Annotated in this window: 12 protein-coding genes and 4 pseudogenes; 14 read left to right on the top strand and 2 right to left on the bottom strand. The window is 71.4% G+C overall.

The annotated features are described in order from the left end of the window. Positions 1-53: 53 nt before the first annotated feature. The 5 genes and pseudogenes from MTP03_RS20530 to MTP03_RS20510 all read left to right on the top strand — a co-directional run bounded on the left by MTP03_RS20530 (position 54) and on the right by MTP03_RS20510 (position 6059). Positions 54-1597: pseudogene (locus MTP03_RS20530) on the top strand (ABC transporter substrate-binding protein). Positions 1598-1601: 4 nt separating this feature from the next. Next, positions 1602-2528: an ABC transporter permease gene (locus tag MTP03_RS20525; protein WP_248489745.1), complete on the top strand. Its 927-nt coding sequence runs from the start codon at positions 1602-1604 to the stop codon at positions 2526-2528. Continuing rightward, a complete protein-coding gene (locus MTP03_RS20520; protein ID WP_248489744.1) occupies positions 2521-3471 on the top strand; it encodes an ABC transporter permease in 951 nt (316 codons plus the stop codon). Before MTP03_RS20525 ends, MTP03_RS20520 begins: the two co-directional genes overlap by 8 nt. Beyond that, positions 3471-5213, top strand: a complete 1743-nt coding sequence (locus MTP03_RS20515) for an ABC transporter ATP-binding protein (protein ID WP_248489743.1) — start codon at positions 3471-3473, stop codon at positions 5211-5213. Before MTP03_RS20520 ends, MTP03_RS20515 begins: the two co-directional genes overlap by 1 nt. A 52-nt stretch (positions 5214-5265) precedes the next feature. Beyond that, positions 5266-6059: pseudogene (locus tag MTP03_RS20510) on the top strand (oxidoreductase). Positions 6060-6394: 335 nt separating this feature from the next. Here MTP03_RS20510 and MTP03_RS20505 read toward each other — a convergent pair. After that, positions 6395-7279, bottom strand: a complete 885-nt coding sequence (locus MTP03_RS20505; RefSeq protein ID WP_371820818.1) for an HAD family hydrolase — start codon at positions 7277-7279, stop codon at positions 6395-6397. Positions 7280-7418: 139 nt separating this feature from the next. Here MTP03_RS20505 and ssd point away from each other — a divergent pair. The 7 genes and pseudogenes from ssd (at position 7419) to MTP03_RS20460 (ending at position 12550) form a co-directional block, all read left to right on the top strand. Beyond that, a pseudogene (gene ssd, locus MTP03_RS24080) lies at positions 7419-8520 on the top strand (septum site-determining protein Ssd). Then, on the top strand, positions 8517-9698 hold the full coding sequence (locus tag MTP03_RS20490) for a TadA family conjugal transfer-associated ATPase (protein ID WP_248489740.1): 1182 nt from the start codon (positions 8517-8519) through the stop codon (positions 9696-9698). The pseudogene ssd and the gene MTP03_RS20490 overlap by 4 nt, the downstream one beginning before the upstream one ends. A 37-nt stretch (positions 9699-9735) precedes the next feature. Beyond that, positions 9736-10494 (top strand): type II secretion system F family protein, encoded by a 759-nt coding sequence (locus MTP03_RS20485; RefSeq protein WP_248489739.1) that lies wholly within the window; start codon positions 9736-9738, stop codon positions 10492-10494. Beyond that, on the top strand, positions 10491-11309 hold the full coding sequence (locus MTP03_RS20480; protein WP_371820817.1) for a DUF4244 domain-containing protein: 819 nt from the start codon (positions 10491-10493) through the stop codon (positions 11307-11309). Before MTP03_RS20485 ends, MTP03_RS20480 begins: the two co-directional genes overlap by 4 nt. A 35-nt stretch (positions 11310-11344) precedes the next feature. After that, the gene (locus MTP03_RS20470; protein WP_248489738.1) at positions 11345-11653 is read left to right on the top strand and encodes a TadE family type IV pilus minor pilin; all 309 of its coding nucleotides are present in this window, start codon (positions 11345-11347) and stop codon (positions 11651-11653) included. Between the two features lie 101 nt (positions 11654-11754). Continuing rightward, the gene (locus tag MTP03_RS20465; protein ID WP_248489737.1) at positions 11755-12075 is read left to right on the top strand and encodes an Rv3654c family TadE-like protein; all 321 of its coding nucleotides are present in this window, start codon (positions 11755-11757) and stop codon (positions 12073-12075) included. A 145-nt stretch (positions 12076-12220) separates the two neighbouring features. Beyond that, entirely contained in the window at positions 12221-12550 is a 330-nt protein-coding gene (locus MTP03_RS20460) for a TfoX/Sxy family protein (protein WP_248489736.1), read from the top strand. Positions 12551-12554: 4 nt separating this feature from the next. Here the strand turns inward: MTP03_RS20460 and MTP03_RS20455 are convergent. Beyond that, positions 12555-14866: pseudogene (locus tag MTP03_RS20455) on the bottom strand (DEAD/DEAH box helicase). Between the two features lie 410 nt (positions 14867-15276). Here MTP03_RS20455 and MTP03_RS20450 point away from each other — a divergent pair. Continuing rightward, positions 15277-15480, top strand: a complete 204-nt coding sequence (locus tag MTP03_RS20450; RefSeq protein WP_068523077.1) for a cold-shock protein — start codon at positions 15277-15279, stop codon at positions 15478-15480. Positions 15481-15613: 133 nt separating this feature from the next. After that, positions 15614-16189 carry a hypothetical protein gene (locus MTP03_RS20445; protein WP_248489735.1) on the top strand — a complete coding sequence of 192 codons (576 nt, stop codon included), beginning with the start codon at positions 15614-15616 and terminating at the stop codon, positions 16187-16189. Positions 16190-16259: the final 70 nt, after the last annotated feature.

Here is a 16259-nt window from a genome sequence, read left to right as displayed (position 1 = left end):
GGGCGATCCTCGCGGTCACCGTCGCCGCGAGCCTGGCGGTGTCCGGGTGCAGCATGGAGGGCGCGAAGGGCCAGTACGGTAGCGGTCCCGACGCGGTGATCCGCGTCAACGGAGGCGAACCTCAGAGCGGGCTGGTGCCGACCGACACCAACGAGAACATGGGCGGCCGCGTGGTCGACACCCTGTTCACCGGGCTCTATTCGTACAAGGCCGACGGTTCGCCGGAGCTGGCCAATGCGGAATCGGTCGAGACGAACGACAACAAGCACTTCGTCGTGAAGCTCAAGCGGGACTGGACCTTCCACGACGGTACCCCGGTGAAGGCCTCGAACTACGTGCGCGCGTGGAACTTCGGCGCCTCCATCGAGAATCTGCAGAAGCAGCAGAGCTTCTTCGCGCCGATCGCGGGATTCGAGGAGGTTTCCGAGAAGGGCGCCACCAAGAGCGAGATGAGTGGCCTGCGCGTGGTCGACGACTACACGTTCACCATCGATCTCACGGCGCCGAACATCGATTTCAAGCTCGCGCTCGGGTTCACACCGTTCGTGCCGCTACCCGACGTCTTCTTCACCGAGGGCAAGGAGAAGTTCGGCCAGAACCCCGTGGGCAACGGCCCGTACAGGTTCAAGCAGTGGCGGCACAACGTCCAGCTGGACGTCGTCCGCAACGAGGACTACAAGGGTCCCAAGCCGAAGAACGGCGGCCTCGCGTTCATCATGTACGAGGGGTACGACGCCGCGTACACGGACCTGATGTCGGACAATCTGGACGCACTCGACACGATCCCCAACAGCGCGCTGCGCTCGTTCCAGAAGACGCTGGGCAAGCGGGCGATCACCAAGCCCACCGCGCAGACCCAGTCGTTCGTGATCCCGCAGTTCCTGGATCACTTCCACAGCGACGAGGAGGGGCGCCTGCGCAGGCAGGCGATCTCCATGTCGATCAATCGCCAGCAGATCATCGACGTGGTCTTCCAGGGCTTCAAGTACCCGTCGGTCGAGTTCACGGCGCGTTCGGTGCCCGGCTGGAACGCGGACATCCCCGGGAACGAGACGGTCAAGTACAACCCGGAGCTGGCGAAGCAGCGCTGGGAGGAGGCGAACCGCATCCGGCCGTGGTCGGGGGCGTTCCAGATCGCTTACAACTCGGACGGCGACCACAAGCAGTGGATCGACGCCGTGACCAACCAGATCCGGAACACGCTGGGGATCGAGGCGTCGAGCAAGCCGTACGCCACGTTCAAGCAGATCCGCGATGAGCTGACCAAGCGGACGTTGACGTCCGCGGGCCGCAACGGCTGGCAGGGTGACTACCCCACGCAGCTGAACTTCCTCGAGTCGAACTACGTGACCGGGGAGGTTCGAACGACGGCGACTACAGCAGTCCGGAGTTCGACGCCCGGATCGCCCGAGCCCAGCAGGCGCTCGACCCTGCGGAGTCCACGAAGCTGGTGAACTTCGCACAGGAGATCCTTCTGCGTGACCTACCCGTCGTGCCGCTGTGGGATTACAAGGCGGCGGCCGGCGTCGGTGACGGCATCACTGCCGAGATCACGTGGAACGGCCGTTTCGACTTCACGAACATCACGAAGGGGTAGCGGAATGGCGAGATATCTCCTGAGCCGGCTCGGGCAGCTGGTGATCGTGTTCTTCGGGGCGACGCTGCTCATCTACGCGCTCGTGTTCCTGGTGCCGGCGGATCCGATCGCGGCGCTCGGCGGCGATCGCACGCTGCCGCCCGAGGTGGTCGAGGGCCTGCGCGCCCAGTACCACCTGGACCAACCCTTCCTGGTGCAGTACTGGTACTACATCAAGGGCGTCTTCTCGCTGGACTTCGGCACCTCCTTCTCCGGCCAGCCGGTGTGGGACGTGATGAAGCGGGCGTTCCCGGTCACCGTGAACCTGGCCCTGATCGCGCTCGCGGTGGAGACGATCCTGGGGATCTTCTTCGGCGTCGTCGCCGGCCTCAAGAAGGGCAGGCTGTTCGATACGTCGATCCTGTTCGTGTCGCTGGTCATCATCGCGGTGCCGATCTTCGTGCTCGGCTTCATCGCGCAATTCGTGTTCGGCGTGAAACTGCAGTGGTTCCCGGTCACCGTCGGCGGCAACCTGGACTTCTACCACCTGCTGCTGCCCGGCATCGTGCTCGGCCTGGTGTCCTTCGCGTACGTCGTGCGGCTCACCCGCTCGCAGGTCTCGCAGAACCTCACCGCCGACTACGTGCGCACCGCCACCGCCAAGGGCCTGCCTCGGTCGCGAGTGGTCCTGGTGCACGTCCTGCGCAACTCGCTGATCCCGGTGATCACGTTCCTCGGGGCCGACATCGGCGCCCTGATGGGCGGCGCGCTCGTCACCGAGGGCATCTTCAACATCCCCGGTGTGGGCGGCACCATCTACCAGGCGGTGATCCGCGGCGAGGCCACCACCGTGGTCTCCTTCGTCACTGTTCTCATCGTGATCTACCTGATCTGCAACGTGGTGGTGGACCTGCTCTACGCCGCCCTCGACCCGAGGATCCGCTATGCCTGACAATCACATCTATCCCGGACAGGAACGTTTCGTCGCCGCCGCGGACGACGTCACGGTCGGAGCGATCGATGCCGTCGATCGGGACACGCAGCCCGCCGGCTTCTGGAAGTCCGCGTGGCTCCAGTTGCAGGGCAAGCCGCTGTTCTGGGTCTGCGTCGCGTTGCTCACACTGATCCTGCTGGTCGTGCTCTTCCCGTCGGTGTTCGCGTTCGGCAAGGACCCGCACGAGGCATCCCTCGACCGTTCTCTGCTCCCGCCCAGCGGCGAGCACTGGTTCGGCACGGACCTGCAGGGGTACGACATCTACGCCCGCACCATCTACGGTGCCCGCGCCTCGGTCATCGTCGGCGTCCTCACGACGATCGCCGTCGTGGTCGTGGGCGGTCTTCTCGGCGCCACGGCCGGCTTCTACGGCGGCTGGCTCGATTCCATCATCGCGCGACTCGCGGACGTCTTCTTCGGCGTCCCACTCATGCTGGCCGCTGTGGTGGTGATGCAGATGGTCACCTCGCGCACCATCTACTCGGTGGTGCTGGTGCTGACGATCTTCAGCTGGCCGCAGATCGCGCGCATCGCGCGGTCGGCGGCGATCTCGATCCGGAACGAGGAGTACATCGACGCATCGAAGTCCTTGGGCTCCTCCAAGGTCCGTACCCTATTCACCCACGTGATCCCGAACTGCCTCGGCCCGGTGATCGTGGTCGCGACCGTGGCTCTCGGCATCTACATCGTCACGGAGGCCACGCTGTCGTACCTCGGCATCGGTCTCCCGTCGACCGAGGTCTCCTGGGGCATGGACATCTCCGACGGGCAGCAGCTGCTGCGCGAGGGCACGCCCATCCTGTTCTACCCCGCGACCGCGTTGGCGATCACCGTGCTCACCTTCATGATGCTCGGTGACGTCCTCAGCGACGCACTCGATCCGAAGGCGAGGAAGCGCTGATGTCCGACGACTCGATGCAGAATGCAGAACCGTCGCCCCTCCTCGAGATCCGCGATCTGGTCGTGGAATTCGACGTGCAGGGCAAGCCCGTTCAGGCAGTCCGGGGTGCCGGCCTCACCGTCTACCCGGGCCAGACGGTGGCCATCGTCGGCGAGTCCGGCTCGGGCAAGTCCACCACGGCCGCCGCGGTGATGGGCCTGCTACAGGGCACCGGCAAGGTGGCGAGCGGGCAGATCGTCTTCAACGGTCAGGACCTGTCGAAGGCCTCCGAGAAGGACTTCCAGAAGATCCGCGGTGATGGTATCGGCCTGGTACCGCAGGATCCGAACACCAACCTGAACCCGCTGTGGCGGATCGGTTTCCAGATCCGCGAGACCCTCAAGGCCAACAACGCCGAGGAGGGGGATGCCCGGAAACGGGCCGTCGCGCTGCTGGCCGAGGCCGGCATGAAGGACCCGGACAAGCGGGTGAACCAGTACCCGCACGAGTTCTCGGGCGGCATGAAGCAGCGCGCGCTCATCGCGATCGGCCTGGCCTGCCGGCCCAAGCTGTTGATCGCCGACGAGCCGACCTCCGCGCTGGACGTCACGGTGCAGCGGCAGATCCTCGACCACCTGGAGACGCTCACCACGGACCTGGGGACCGCGGTGCTGCTCATCACGCACGATCTGGGGCTGGCGGCGGAACGTGCCAGTCACCTCGTGGTGATGTACAAGGGGCGGGTCGTGGAATCCGGTCCAGCGCTGGACATCCTGCAGGATCCGCAGCACGAGTACACCAGGCGGCTGGTGGCGGCGGCACCGTCGTTGTCGGCGCGCAGGACGGAGGCCCCGTCGGCCGCGGACGCGGTCACGGAGGCGGCCGCCGTGAGCACCGTCAAGGAGCGCGGTGTCGAGCTCGAGACCGTCGAGGACGGTCTGCGCGATGCCGCGACTCCCGGACCGGCAGAAGTCGTCGTCGCCTCGAATCTGGTGAAGGACTTCCCGATCCGTGGCTCCTTGCCGTTCCAGAGCAGCGACTTCCGCGCGGTCGATGACGTGAGCTTCACCATGCTGCGGGGCACCACGACGGCGGTCGTGGGCGAATCCGGCTCGGGTAAGTCGACCGTGGCCCGCATGGTGCTCGGCCTGCTCGAGCCCACCAGCGGCACCGTCGAATTCGACGGGGTGGACGTGCGCTCCCTGTCCGGCACCGAAGCCAAGAAGTTCCGGCGCCGTGTCCAGCCCGTGTTCCAGAACCCTTACGGTTCACTGGATCCCATGTACTCGATCTACCGGGCGATCACTGAACCGCTCGTGGTGCACGGCGTGGGCGACAAGGCCTCACGAGTGGATCGGGCGAAGGAACTGCTCGAGATGGTGGCGCTGCCGGCGGACACCATGCACCGCTACCCGAACGAGCTGTCGGGCGGACAGCGCCAGCGCGTGGCGATCGCGCGGGCACTGGCGCTGAACCCCGAGGTGATCGTGCTCGACGAGGCGGTGTCCGCGCTCGACGTGCTGGTGCAGGCGCAGATCCTGACCCTTCTGGAGGGGCTGCAGCAGGAGCTGGGCCTGACCTACCTGTTCATCACTCACGATCTGGCGGTGGTCAAGCAGATCGCGCACCAGACCCTCGTGATGGCGGGCGGCAGGGTGATGGAGCAGGGGCCGACGGATCAGGTCTACGACAATCCGTCGTCGGACTACACGCGCAAGCTGATCGACGCCATTCCTGGCGGTTCGATCGAACTCGCGGGCTGATCGGCGGGCCGGGGCGGCAGGAGTGCGGCGGCGCGCGAGCTAGGGTGGCATCGTGACCGACCCGCTCAGCCCGCTCGTCGCCGTTCCCGCCGTCGCCGAGGCGGCCGCCGCCGCGCGCGAGGCGCTCGCCAAGGTGCACCGTCATCCCGCGAACCGGCGGGAGTGGCGCGCGACCGCCACCGAGTCATCGCTGCGGGGCGCGCGGGCCTCCGCGGCTCTCGACGGTGGCGCGGTGGCCCTGAGTAGGGATGACCTGATCTCCGATCCGGTGCTGGCGGGCGCGATGCGCGCGTATCAGGCGGTCGACGGTGACGCGCTCGACGCCACCGTCGGGGTGTGGCGGCGCGCGCCGCTCCAGGTGCTGGCGCGGCTGCACACCCTTGCCGCGGCGGAACTCGTCGACGGTGACGACTCCCGCCTCGGGCGTCCGCGCCCGGGTACGGGGAGCGGCTGGGGTTGCTCGCGCAGCTGGTCACGGGCGGGACTCAGGCGCCGGCGCCGGTGGTCGCGGCCGTGGTCCACGGGGAACTGCTGTCCCTGCGGCCGTTCGAGGTGGCGGACGGGGTGGTGGCCCGGGCGGCATCGCGCCTGGTCACGGTGGCGTCCGGGCTGGACCCGCATGCCCTGGGGATCCCCGAGACGACGTGGCTGAAGTTCGCTCCCAGCTACGCCGACGCGGCGGACGCGTTCGGCGTGGGCGAGCCGGACGGCGTGGTGGCGTGGGTCGTTCTGTGCTGTCAGGCGCTGGAGGCCGGCGGGGTCGAGGCCCGGCGCTCGCGGAGCGATGAGAGGGAGGAAGGGCAGGGCGGACCGGCCCCGGACATGCGCAACGGCGACCCGGCCTGAGCTCCAGGTGCGCGCCCAATGTGGCGTGTCCTGAAGAACGGGTCCGAATCGCCGTTCGCTAGCACGGATCCCGGTTACCAAGCGTGCGTAAGGGTGGGCTGTATTACGGCCTCGGCGTTCACGCGGGGAGAGATCCACTATCCGCAGACCTTGTGCTGACCACTGGTTCCCCGGTGACGCAGGCTCACAGCGCTTTCCGCCATAGGTGGCGAGCTCCGCGTGGGTGCCTGGTGTCCGTGCTGGGAGCCTTGACGCTCAGGAACCCTCGACCTTCTCTTCCGGTGAGGGTTTGGCTTTGCGCCGCTCCGTGATTCATTTGTACCTTGTGACGGCGATCACATCAAGGGGTTGGCGGAAAATTCTCCGGAAGGCGGGCCCGGCGGGCCTTTTCTCAGGATTTTGCGTTGCAGCGCAAAGTAAGTCGCGATTCCGGCACCTGCGGCGACGAGACCGAGGCCGGCCGAGGCGAGTACCGAGTTCCGGGAGGGGGTCGGGATCCGGTCCCGCAGGGGCGTCGGGTTCGAGAACGAGACCACCGGCCAGCCCCGCTCCGCTGCCTCCTTGCGCAGGCCCCGGTCGGGGTTGACCGCGGTGGGGTGACCCACGGCGGCCAGCATCGGGACGTCGGTGATCGAGTCCGAGTAGGCGAAGCACTGGTCGAGGTCGTACCCGTGCTCGGCGGCGAGCGCCTCCATCGCGACGACCTTGTTCTCGCCGTAGCAGTAGAACTCCACCTCGCCGGCGTACTTACCGTCCTCGACCTTCATCTTCGACGCGACCGCGTAGTCGGCGCCGAGCAGGTCTGCGATCGGCGCGACCATCTCCTCGCCGGATGCCGAGACGATCACCACGTCGTGGCCGCGGGCGTGGTGCCCCGCGATCAGCTCCGACGCCTCGGCGAAGACGAGCGGGTTCACCACGTCATGCAGCGCCTCGCGGACTATGGACTTCACCTGTTCGACGTTCCAGCCCTCGCACATCTGCGTGAGGTGGTCGCGCATGCGCTCCATCTGGTCGTGGTCGGCCGCCGTGAGCATCATCAGGAACTGGGCGTAGCTCGACTTCAGCACGGCACGACGGTTGAGCAGGCCCTCGTCGAAGAAGGGCCGCGAGAACGCGAGTGCGGACGACTTCGCGATGATCGTCTTGTCCAGGTCGAAGAACGCGGCGACCCGGCGCACCGGGGCCTCGTCGGGCGCGGTTGGGCTCACGACGTTCACCCTACCGCTGCCATGCCGATCCGTACCGCGCAAGAGTCGAGCCCGGATTCCTCCACAGGTTTCTCGAACCGGACACGTTCCTCCACAGATGCCCCGGCGGCGGGCCCTTCCGGTCGGGTGTCGGGGCCAAGCTGGGCGTATGCGGGGAATCGAGATCGGGATGGCGGTGGCCGAGCAGGGGCTGGCCGATGACGTGCGCCGCGCTGCGGCGGCCGCGGCGCGCACGGTGACGGACGTCGACCGGGGCCGCCCGCGCGCGGCGTGGGCGGCCGCTGCGGGACTGGTGTTGGACCGGGCGCCGCGACGGCGATGGCGGAGGCGGCGCGGGCGGGCGGCCTCCCGCGCCGCGACGGGGTCGCGATCGTCGCGGCCGAGGCGGGCATGGCGGAACTGGCGGCAGCCGTCGAGGTGGGCGCCGCGCAGGTCTTCGTGCTGCCCGCGCAGGTCCGTGACCTGGCCCGGTTCCTCGCGGCCAGGGAACAGGACGACGGTGCGCGCTCGCGCGTCGTCGCCGTCGTCGGCGGGCACGGCGGCGCGGGGGCCTCGGTCCTCGCGGCCGCCGTCGCGGTGACGGCGCCGAGCCGGGGGATCAGGGCGCTCGCGGTCGACGCGGACCCGTGGGGCGGCGGCCTCGACCTGCTCCTCGGCTGCGCGGACATGCCCGGCCTGCGCTGGGGCGACCTGGCGCTGCGCGGCGGGCACGTTCCGTCGGACGCCCTGGTCGCGGCGCTCCCCGGGCGCGCGGGCGCCGTGGCGGTGCTGTCGGCGGGCGGATCGGCCGCCGGCGGAACGCGCGACGCCGCAGCCGGAACCACCCCGTCGGATATTCCGGTCGAGGGACTGCTCGCGGTGATCGACGCGGGCCGCCGCAGCGTGGGGGTCACCGTCGTCGACCTCCCCCGGCGCGACGACCCGGCGACCTCCGCCTGCCTCGAGGTGGCCGACGTGGTGGTCGTGGTCGCCGGCGCCACGGTGCGGGGTGCGCCGCGGCGCGCAGCGTGGCCGACGGGGTGGCCGCCCGCTCCCGGCACGTCGGGCTGGTGGTGCGCGGCCCGGCGCCGGGCGGGCTCTCGGCGCGCGACGTCGAGCGGGCCGTCGGGGTGCCTCTGCTGGCATCGATGCGACCGCAACCCGGGCTGGCCGCCCAACTCGACGACGGCGGGCTGCGGTTGCGCAAGGGCACGCCGCTGGCGGTCGCGGCCGGCCGCGTGCTCGAGGGCGTGCGGCGGGGTGCGGCGTGACCTCCCCGGACGGCGACCTGCTCGCCCGGGTGCGGGAGCGGCTGGCGCACACCGCGACCGTCCTCACCCCCGACGTGATGGCGGCCGCGCTCCGCGCCGAATGCGGGGGCGTCCTGGGCGATACGGACCTGCTCGACGGCCTCGCCTACCTCGAGACCGAGCTCGTCGGCGCCGGGCGGCTCGAACCGCTCCTCGCCGACCCGGACGTCACCGACGTGCTGGTCTGCGGCCCGCGGAAGGTGTGGGTGGACCGGGGCCGGGGCCTCGAGCCCGCGGGCGTCGTCTTCGAGGACGACGATGCCGTGCGGCGCCTCGCGGCTCGGCTCGCACTGACGGCCGGCCGGCGGCTGGACGACGCGCAGCCGTGGGTCGACGGGCACCTGCCGGCCGGGCCGGGCGGCCGCGCGGGGAGCGGGATCCGGTTGCACGCCGTTCTGCCGCCCCTCGCGCACGGCGGCACCTGCATCTCCCTGCGCGTGCTGCGCCCTGCCACCCAGACGCTCGGCACGCTGATCGACAGCGGGGCGGTGCCGGCGGAGGTCGCCGGGCTGGTGCGCCGGGTGGTGGCGGCGCGGCTCGCCTTCCTCGTGGTCGGCGGTACCGGCAGCGGGAAGACGACGCTGCTCAACGGGATGCTCGGCGCAGTGGCGCCGGCGGAGCGGGTGTTGTGCGTCGAGGACGCGCACGAGCTCGCTCCGGTGCACCCGCACGTGGTGTCGCTGCTGGCGCGGGGCGCTAACGTCGAGGGCGTCGGTGAGGTGACGGTGCGCGACCTGGTGCGGCAGGCGCTGCGGATGCGGCCCGACCGGATCGTGGTCGGCGAGGTCCGCGGCGCCGAGGTCGTCGACCTGCTCACCGCCCTGAACACGGGCCACGACGGCGGGGCCGGCACCGTCCACGCCAACTCCCCGCGGGAGGTGCCCGCCCGGCTCGAGGCGCTCGCCGCGCTGGGCGGCCTGGGGCGGGACGCGCTGCACGCGCAGCTGGCCGCCGCTTTCCAGGTGGTGTTCGCGGTGCACCGCTGGCCCTCGGGGCGGCGCGGGTTGCGCAGCATCGGCGTCGTCGACCGCGGCGACGACGGCTACGTGCGGGTGCTGCCCGCGTGGGAGCGCGACACCGGGTTCACGCCGGCAGCGGAGCGTGTGTCGGTGCTGCTCGCCGAGCGGGGTGTCTCATGACCGTCGCGATCGTCCTGCTCGCCGCGGCGGCGCTGGCGTGGCCCGGGGTCCGGCCGCCGCCCGTCTGCGAGCGGAGTACGCGCCCGCGGCCGCGCCGTTCGCGGTGCGGTGGGGTTGGCTGGCCGCCGCGATCCCGCTCGGCGCACTGCTCATCGGCCCCGGTCAGGCGCTGGCCGCGGCGCTCGCGGCCGGCACCGCCCGCGACCTCCGCGCGCGGAACCGCGCCGCCCGGCAGCGAGTGGCCCGGCTCTCGGCGATCCTCGCCGGCGTGGACGCGATGGTCGCCGAGCTCTCCGTCGGCGCCCATCCGGCGGCCGCGTGCACCACCGCCGGCCGTGATGCCGAGGATCCGCACGTGCGCGCCGTCTTCGCCGAGATGGCCGGCCGTGCCGAACTCGGCGGCGACGTGTCGGCCGGCCTGCGGACGCACGCCGGCGAGAGCGCCGCGTGGTCGCGGATCGCTGCGGCCTGGGAGACGGGCACGCGGCACGGCATCGGCATGGGCGACCTGCTCGCCTCCGTCCGCGAGGACCTACGGGCCCGCGAGCGGTACGAGCGGCGGGCGCACTCGTCGCTGGCCGGTGCGCGCGCCACCGCGCAGGTGCTCGCCGCCCTCCCCGTGCTCGGCGTCGCGATGGGACAGCTCATCGGCGCCGATCCCCTCGGCACGCTGCTGGGCACCGGCGCGGGCGGTGTGCTGCTGGTCGTCGGGACGTGCTTGACCTGCGCCGGGCTCCTCTGGTCCCGCGCCATCGCCGACGGTGCCGGCGGCACCGGATCGGTGGAACGGACATGAGCGGTCACGGTCCGCTCGCCGCCGCACTCGCCCTGCTCGCGGCGGCCCTGCTCGTGCTCCCGGTCGCGGCGCGGTCGGCGGTCGTCGCCGGCGTGACGGGGGAGACACCCCTGTTGCGGGGGATGCGGCTGCCCCGCCGGGCCGCGCCGGCGGACCCGTTCGAGGCGGCCGCGGCGTACGACCTGTTCGCGGTGTGCCTGCGCGCGGGCATGCCCACCGCCGACGCCGCCCGCGCCGTCGCCGCCGGCGCGCCGCTCGCGCTGGCGGAGGTGCTGAACCGCGCGTCAGAGCTGCTCGCGCTGGGCTCCGACGCTGAGACCGCGTGGCGGACCGAATCGGACGACCCGCAGGTCGTCGGGCTCACCCGCATGCTCCGACGGTCCGCCCGCGCGGGCTCGTCGCCGGCCGCGGGGCTGGCGGACCTCGCGCGCACCGAGCGGGCGCAGGCGGAGGACCGGGCGGTGGCGGCGGGCGAACGCGCGGGCGTCGCGGTCGCGGGGCCGCTGGGGCTGTGCTTCCTGCCGGCTTTCGTGTGCCTGGGCCTCGTGCCGGTGGTGATGGGACTCGCGGGCAAGGTGCTCGGGGAGGGCTGCTCTAGCGGCCCGACGGAAGGGGATGGAATGTGGGTTCGACTGCGATGCAGGATGACCGAGCTGATGCTGGAGGAAGACGGCATGAGCACCGTCGAGTACGCAATAGGGACCGTCGCGGCCGCGGCGTTCGGGGCCGTTCTCTATGGGGTCGTCACCGGCGACAACATCATCAGCGGACTGACGGACATCATCGGCAAGGCGCTGGGCACCTCCACCGGCTAGGACGCCGACTCGCCGAGGAGGCGGGGGCGGTCACGGTGGAGGCGGCGTTCGCCGTCGCCAGCCTCATCACCGTGCTGGTGCTCAGCGTGGGCGCGGTCGTGGGCGTCACCGCTCATGTCCGGTGCGTGGACGCCGCCCGCGAAGCGGCCCGGCTCAGCGCCGGGGGCGATGAGGCCCGTGCCGCGAGGGCGGTCCAGTCGGTCGGCCCGCCGGGCGCGACCTCGACGGTGAGCCGGGACGGCGACACCGTGACGGTGCGGGTCCGGGCTCCGGTGGCGCTGCTGCCGGGGCTCACGGTCTCGGCGACGGCGGTGGCCGCGGCCGAGCCGGGGACGGCGTCGTGACCGCGGCGGCCCGTGCCGGTCCGGCGGTCGACCGAGCGGTACCGACGAGCGGTCCGCCGCACCGCCCTTGCGCGCGTCCGTGGGGCGGGCGGGAGGACGGCGTGGCGACGGTGCTCGCCGCTGTGATGGTCGCCGCGATCGTCGTGGTGGCGGTCATGGTGATCGACGTGGGCGCCGCCGTTTCCGCCCGCCACCGCGCGCAGGCGGCGGCCGATCTCGCGGCGCTCGCGGGCGCCGCGAGCGCGATCGATGCCGATGAGGCGTGCGCGGCGGCGGACCGTCTGGCCCGAGCCAACGCGGGGGCACTCCGGGCGTGCGGCGTGGAGGACTTCGAGGTGACGGTCCGCGTGAGCGTCCCGGTCTCCCTGTCGGTCTTCGGCGACGGCGAGGCGGTCGCCGTCGCCCGCGCGGGCCCGGTATGACCGACGAGGATCCACTGGCGCCTTCGTGATTCCGGAGATGACCACGGGGCAGCGGCGGTCGGTGTGGCGGAGGCATGTGCAGAGATCCGGCCGCGCGATACGGCGACGGGCTGCGGGTTGCTCATGACCGGCGCAGACTGGGATGATGGTGTACGACGAGGGGCTGGCGGACAGGATCCGCGACGCGATGGACGGCGAGCACGGCGTCGTGGAGAAGCGCATGTTCGGCGGGCTGGCGTTCCTGGTGGACGGGCACATGGCGATCGCGGCGAACAGTCGCGGGGAGTCGATGGTCCATCTGCACCCGGACGCCACGGACGAGCTGATCGGGCCGCACGTCAGCGCCACCGTCATGCGCGGGCGGGAACTGCGAGGCTGGCTGGACCTGGCCCCCGAGGCCACGGCCTCGGACGTGGACCTGAAGGAGTGGGTGCGGCGCACCGTCGACTACGCCCGGTCGCTGCCGCCGAAATAGCCGTTCAGACGTCGTCCGCGAGCGCGGCGCCCGGCCCGCCACCGCCGTCGCGCGCCACCGCCCCGATCACCAGATCCAGCACGACGATCGCGCCCGCTTTGTCGAGCGGGTCGTTGCCGTTGCCGCACTTGGGGGACTGCACGCACGAGGGGCAACCCGACGGGCACTCGCACGCGGCGACGGCATCGCGCGTGGCGACCAGCCAGGTCGCCAGCGACGCGTAGCCGCGCTCGGCGAAGCCCGCGCCGCCGGGATAGCTGTCGTAGACGAAGATCGACGGCAGGCCGGTGTCGTCGTGCAGCGCCGTCGACAGGCCACCGATGTCCCACCGGTCGCACGAGGCCACCAGGGGCAGCAGCCCGATCGCCGCGTGCTCGGCGGCGTGCAGTGCGCCCGGCCACCGCTCCGACACCAGGCCGGCGCCCTCCAGCACCTCCGGGGTGAGGGTGAGGAGCGCGGCCGTGGTCGCCAGCGTGGTCTCGGGCAGATCGAGTTCGACCGCGTCCAGCACCTCGCCGCTGCGCAGCGTGCGCAGGTACCCGACCACGCGGCTCGTGACCTCCACCGCGACGAACCGCGCCGTGACCTCGCCCAGCGTCTCCGTCGAATGGACCGCGGTCACATGCACATCGAGGTCCTCGCGAGCCGACGTCGTCCACTCCGGCTCCTCCGCGTGCACCAATGCCAGGCCGTCGTCGAGGTCGAGCGAGTCCACCACGTAGGACTCGCCCGGTGCACGTGCACCGCCCCCTCGTGCACCGTCGAGAGCGCCCGCGTGAAATCGACCGTGCCCAACAGCCTTCCGGAGTTCTCCTCCACGATGAGTATCTCGCTGCCGGCTCCCCCGCGGATGTTCACGCCGGCGTGCGGATCGATCCCGGCGGCCAGGAAGTAGCCCGCCGGCCGCTCGCGGAGCAGTCCGTCGGCCACGAGCCGGCCCACCACGTCCACGGCGCCGAGGCGCACCACCTCGGCGCGGGTCAGCGGCATCTCGCCTGCCGCGCAGAGCATCTGGGGTCCGAGTACGTACGGGTTCCAGGGGTCGGTGATCGTCGCCTCCACCGGCCGGCCCAGGAGCGAATCCGGGTGATGCACCAGGTAGGTGTCGAGCGGATCGTCGCGGGCGATCATGAGGATCAGCGAGCCCTGCCCCCGCCGCCCGCTGCGCCCCGCCTGCTGCCAGAACGAGGCCACGGTTCCCGGGAAACCGGCCATCAGCACGGCATCGAGCCCCGCGATGTCCACGCCCAGCTCGAGCGCGTTCGTGGTCGCGACGCCCAGCAGCGCACCGTCGTTCAGGCCCCGCTCCAGGGCGCGCCGGTCGTCCGCGAGATACCCGGCGCGATACGCCGCGATCCGTTCGGCCAGTTCGGGAGTCGCCTCCGCGAGCATCCGCCGGGCGGAGAGGGCGACGGATTCGGCGGACCGTCGGGACCGGACGAACGCGAGCGTGCGCGCTCCCTCGACCACCAGATCGGACAGCATCCGCGCCGCCTCCGTCGTTGCCGGTCGCCGCACCGGTGCCCCGTTCTCGCCCTCCAGGTCCGGCAGCAGCGGCGGCTCCCACAGGGCGACGGTGCGCGGCCCGTGTGGCGACGAATCCTCGGTGACCGCAACGCAGTCCGCGCCGATCAGCCGGGACGCCGCACCCGCCGGATCGGAGGTGGTGGCTGACGCGCAGATCACCGTGGGCGCGGCGCCGTACTTCGCCGCCACCCGCAGCAGCCGGCGCAGCACCACCGCCGTGTGCGAGCCGAAGACGCCGCGGTAATGGTGGCACTCGTCGACCACCACGTACCGCAGGCCGCGCAGGAAGCGTGCCCACTTCGCGTGCCGCGGAAGCAGCCCCACGTGCAGCATGTCGGGATTCGCGAACACCCAGCGGCTGTCCGAGCGCGCCCAGCGCCGCATCTCCTGCGAGGTGTCACCGTCGTACATCGAGGGGGAGACGTCGGCCGGGCCGTACGCCGTCGTCAGGCGGACCGCCGCCCGGTGCTGGTCCGTGCCGAGCGCCTTCGTCGGCGACAGGTACAGGACCGTGGCCAGCGGGTCGTCGGCGAGCGCCGCGAGTACCGGCAGCTGGTAGGCGAGCGATTTCCCGGAGGCCGTCCCCGTCGAGACCACCACGTGCCGGCCCGCGTGCGCGTGCTCCGCGGCCTCCGCCTGGTGGCGCCAGGGCTCCCGCACGCCCTCGTCGATCAGCCCCTCCCGCACCCGGGGCGGCACCCAGGCCGGCCACGGGGCGAATTCCGCTCGGCGTGACGGGATGTCCGCCACATGTGTGAGGCTCTCGGGGCCGGAGCCCGAGCCGGCCATGACGCGGGCCAGCAGTTCCCTGCCGAAGGTGTTGTGCTCCACCGTGATAGCCCCCGCATCGATCCGGCGTCCGCGCGGCCACAGGGGCCGGGAACGCGCCGATCGCCCAGTCTAACCGTGGTGGAGTCGGACCGTCGTTCAGTAGGACGGAGGGTGAACGGAAGGCGAAATCGGTCCGCCCGCTGTTGCTCGCTCGGAAATCGTGATTGACTGTATGCGGTCGCAGCTCCCGCCGGGGGTCCGAAGGGGCCATCGGGGGATCGATGTTGCGGGCGTGGTACTGAAGGTTTTTGTGTGCGGTCTCCGCAAACGGCTCCAGAAAGTATGGCGGCCGGAACCGGCCAGGAGTCGCGCCCCACCTCGGGGAACGGTTCCTACACCGGTAGAAAGACAAGTTAGGAAACATCTCAATGGCACAGGGAACTGTGAAGTGGTTCAACGCGGAGAAGGGCTTCGGCTTCATCGCACCGGCCGACGGCTCGGATGACGTGTTCGTCCACTACTCGGAGATCCAGGGCAACGGCTTCCGTACCCTCGAGGAGAACCAGCTCGTGGAGTTCGAGGTCGGCCAGGGCACCAAGGGCCCGCAGGCCACCGGCGTCCGCGCCCTCTAAGAAACCCCGCACCACGCGATAAGCGTTTCTCGCAGCACCCCTCCGCCGTTCCCGGCGGAGGGGTGCTGTGCATTTCGGTACCGATCGTCGTGTCGGCGGAGACTGCCGTCCCACGGGGATCTACGCTCATCACGTGTCCCAGCTGTCACTGTTCTCCGCCGAGCAGACCGAGCCGTCGCCCCGCGACCTCGCCGGCCTGCTCGCGACGTCGGGGCAGATCGTGCAGTTGGGCGGCAGTGCGCGGGTCTCCGTCGTGGTCGCCGATGAGTGGCGGGCGCAGGCGATCGCCTCGATGATCGACGAGGCCGGCCTGCGATCGCAGCTGGACACCTCGGACGAGGGAAGCCCGCTGGTCCGCACGCTCGCGGCGCCCGAACTACAGCCGATGGCCGTCGCCTGGACGCGCGGGGCGGCGAAGGCGGCACCGTCGACCTGGGTTCCGGGCCCGCGCGCACTGCGGGCCTGGGCGCTCGCCGGTGGCGACGTGGACGGCGTGCACTACCTCCTCGCGCTCGACCCGCACGCCCCGGAGAGCGCCCCGGTTCTCGCCACCGCCCTGATGCGGGCCGGCGTGGCCCCCACGCTCGTCGGTACCCGCGGGTCGAAGCCGGCCCTACGCGTCTCCGGGCACCGTCGCCTGCTCCGGCTGCGGGAGAGCATCGGCGATCCGCCGACCGCCGCCGCTGAGGCGCACTGGCCCCGCCCCTGACGGTCCGCGCGAGTATTCGGTGGCGTGCGCAGCGGACCCTGTATATAAGGTGGGGCCAGGTGTGCGGCAG

Origin of the sequence: Tsukamurella sp. PLM1 (assembly GCF_023168325.1) — a bacterium.
GTDB lineage: Bacteria > Actinomycetota > Actinomycetes > Mycobacteriales > Mycobacteriaceae > Tsukamurella.
The sequence above is the reverse complement of the archived record's forward strand: the minus strand, read 5'-3'. Positions and strand labels throughout refer to the sequence as shown.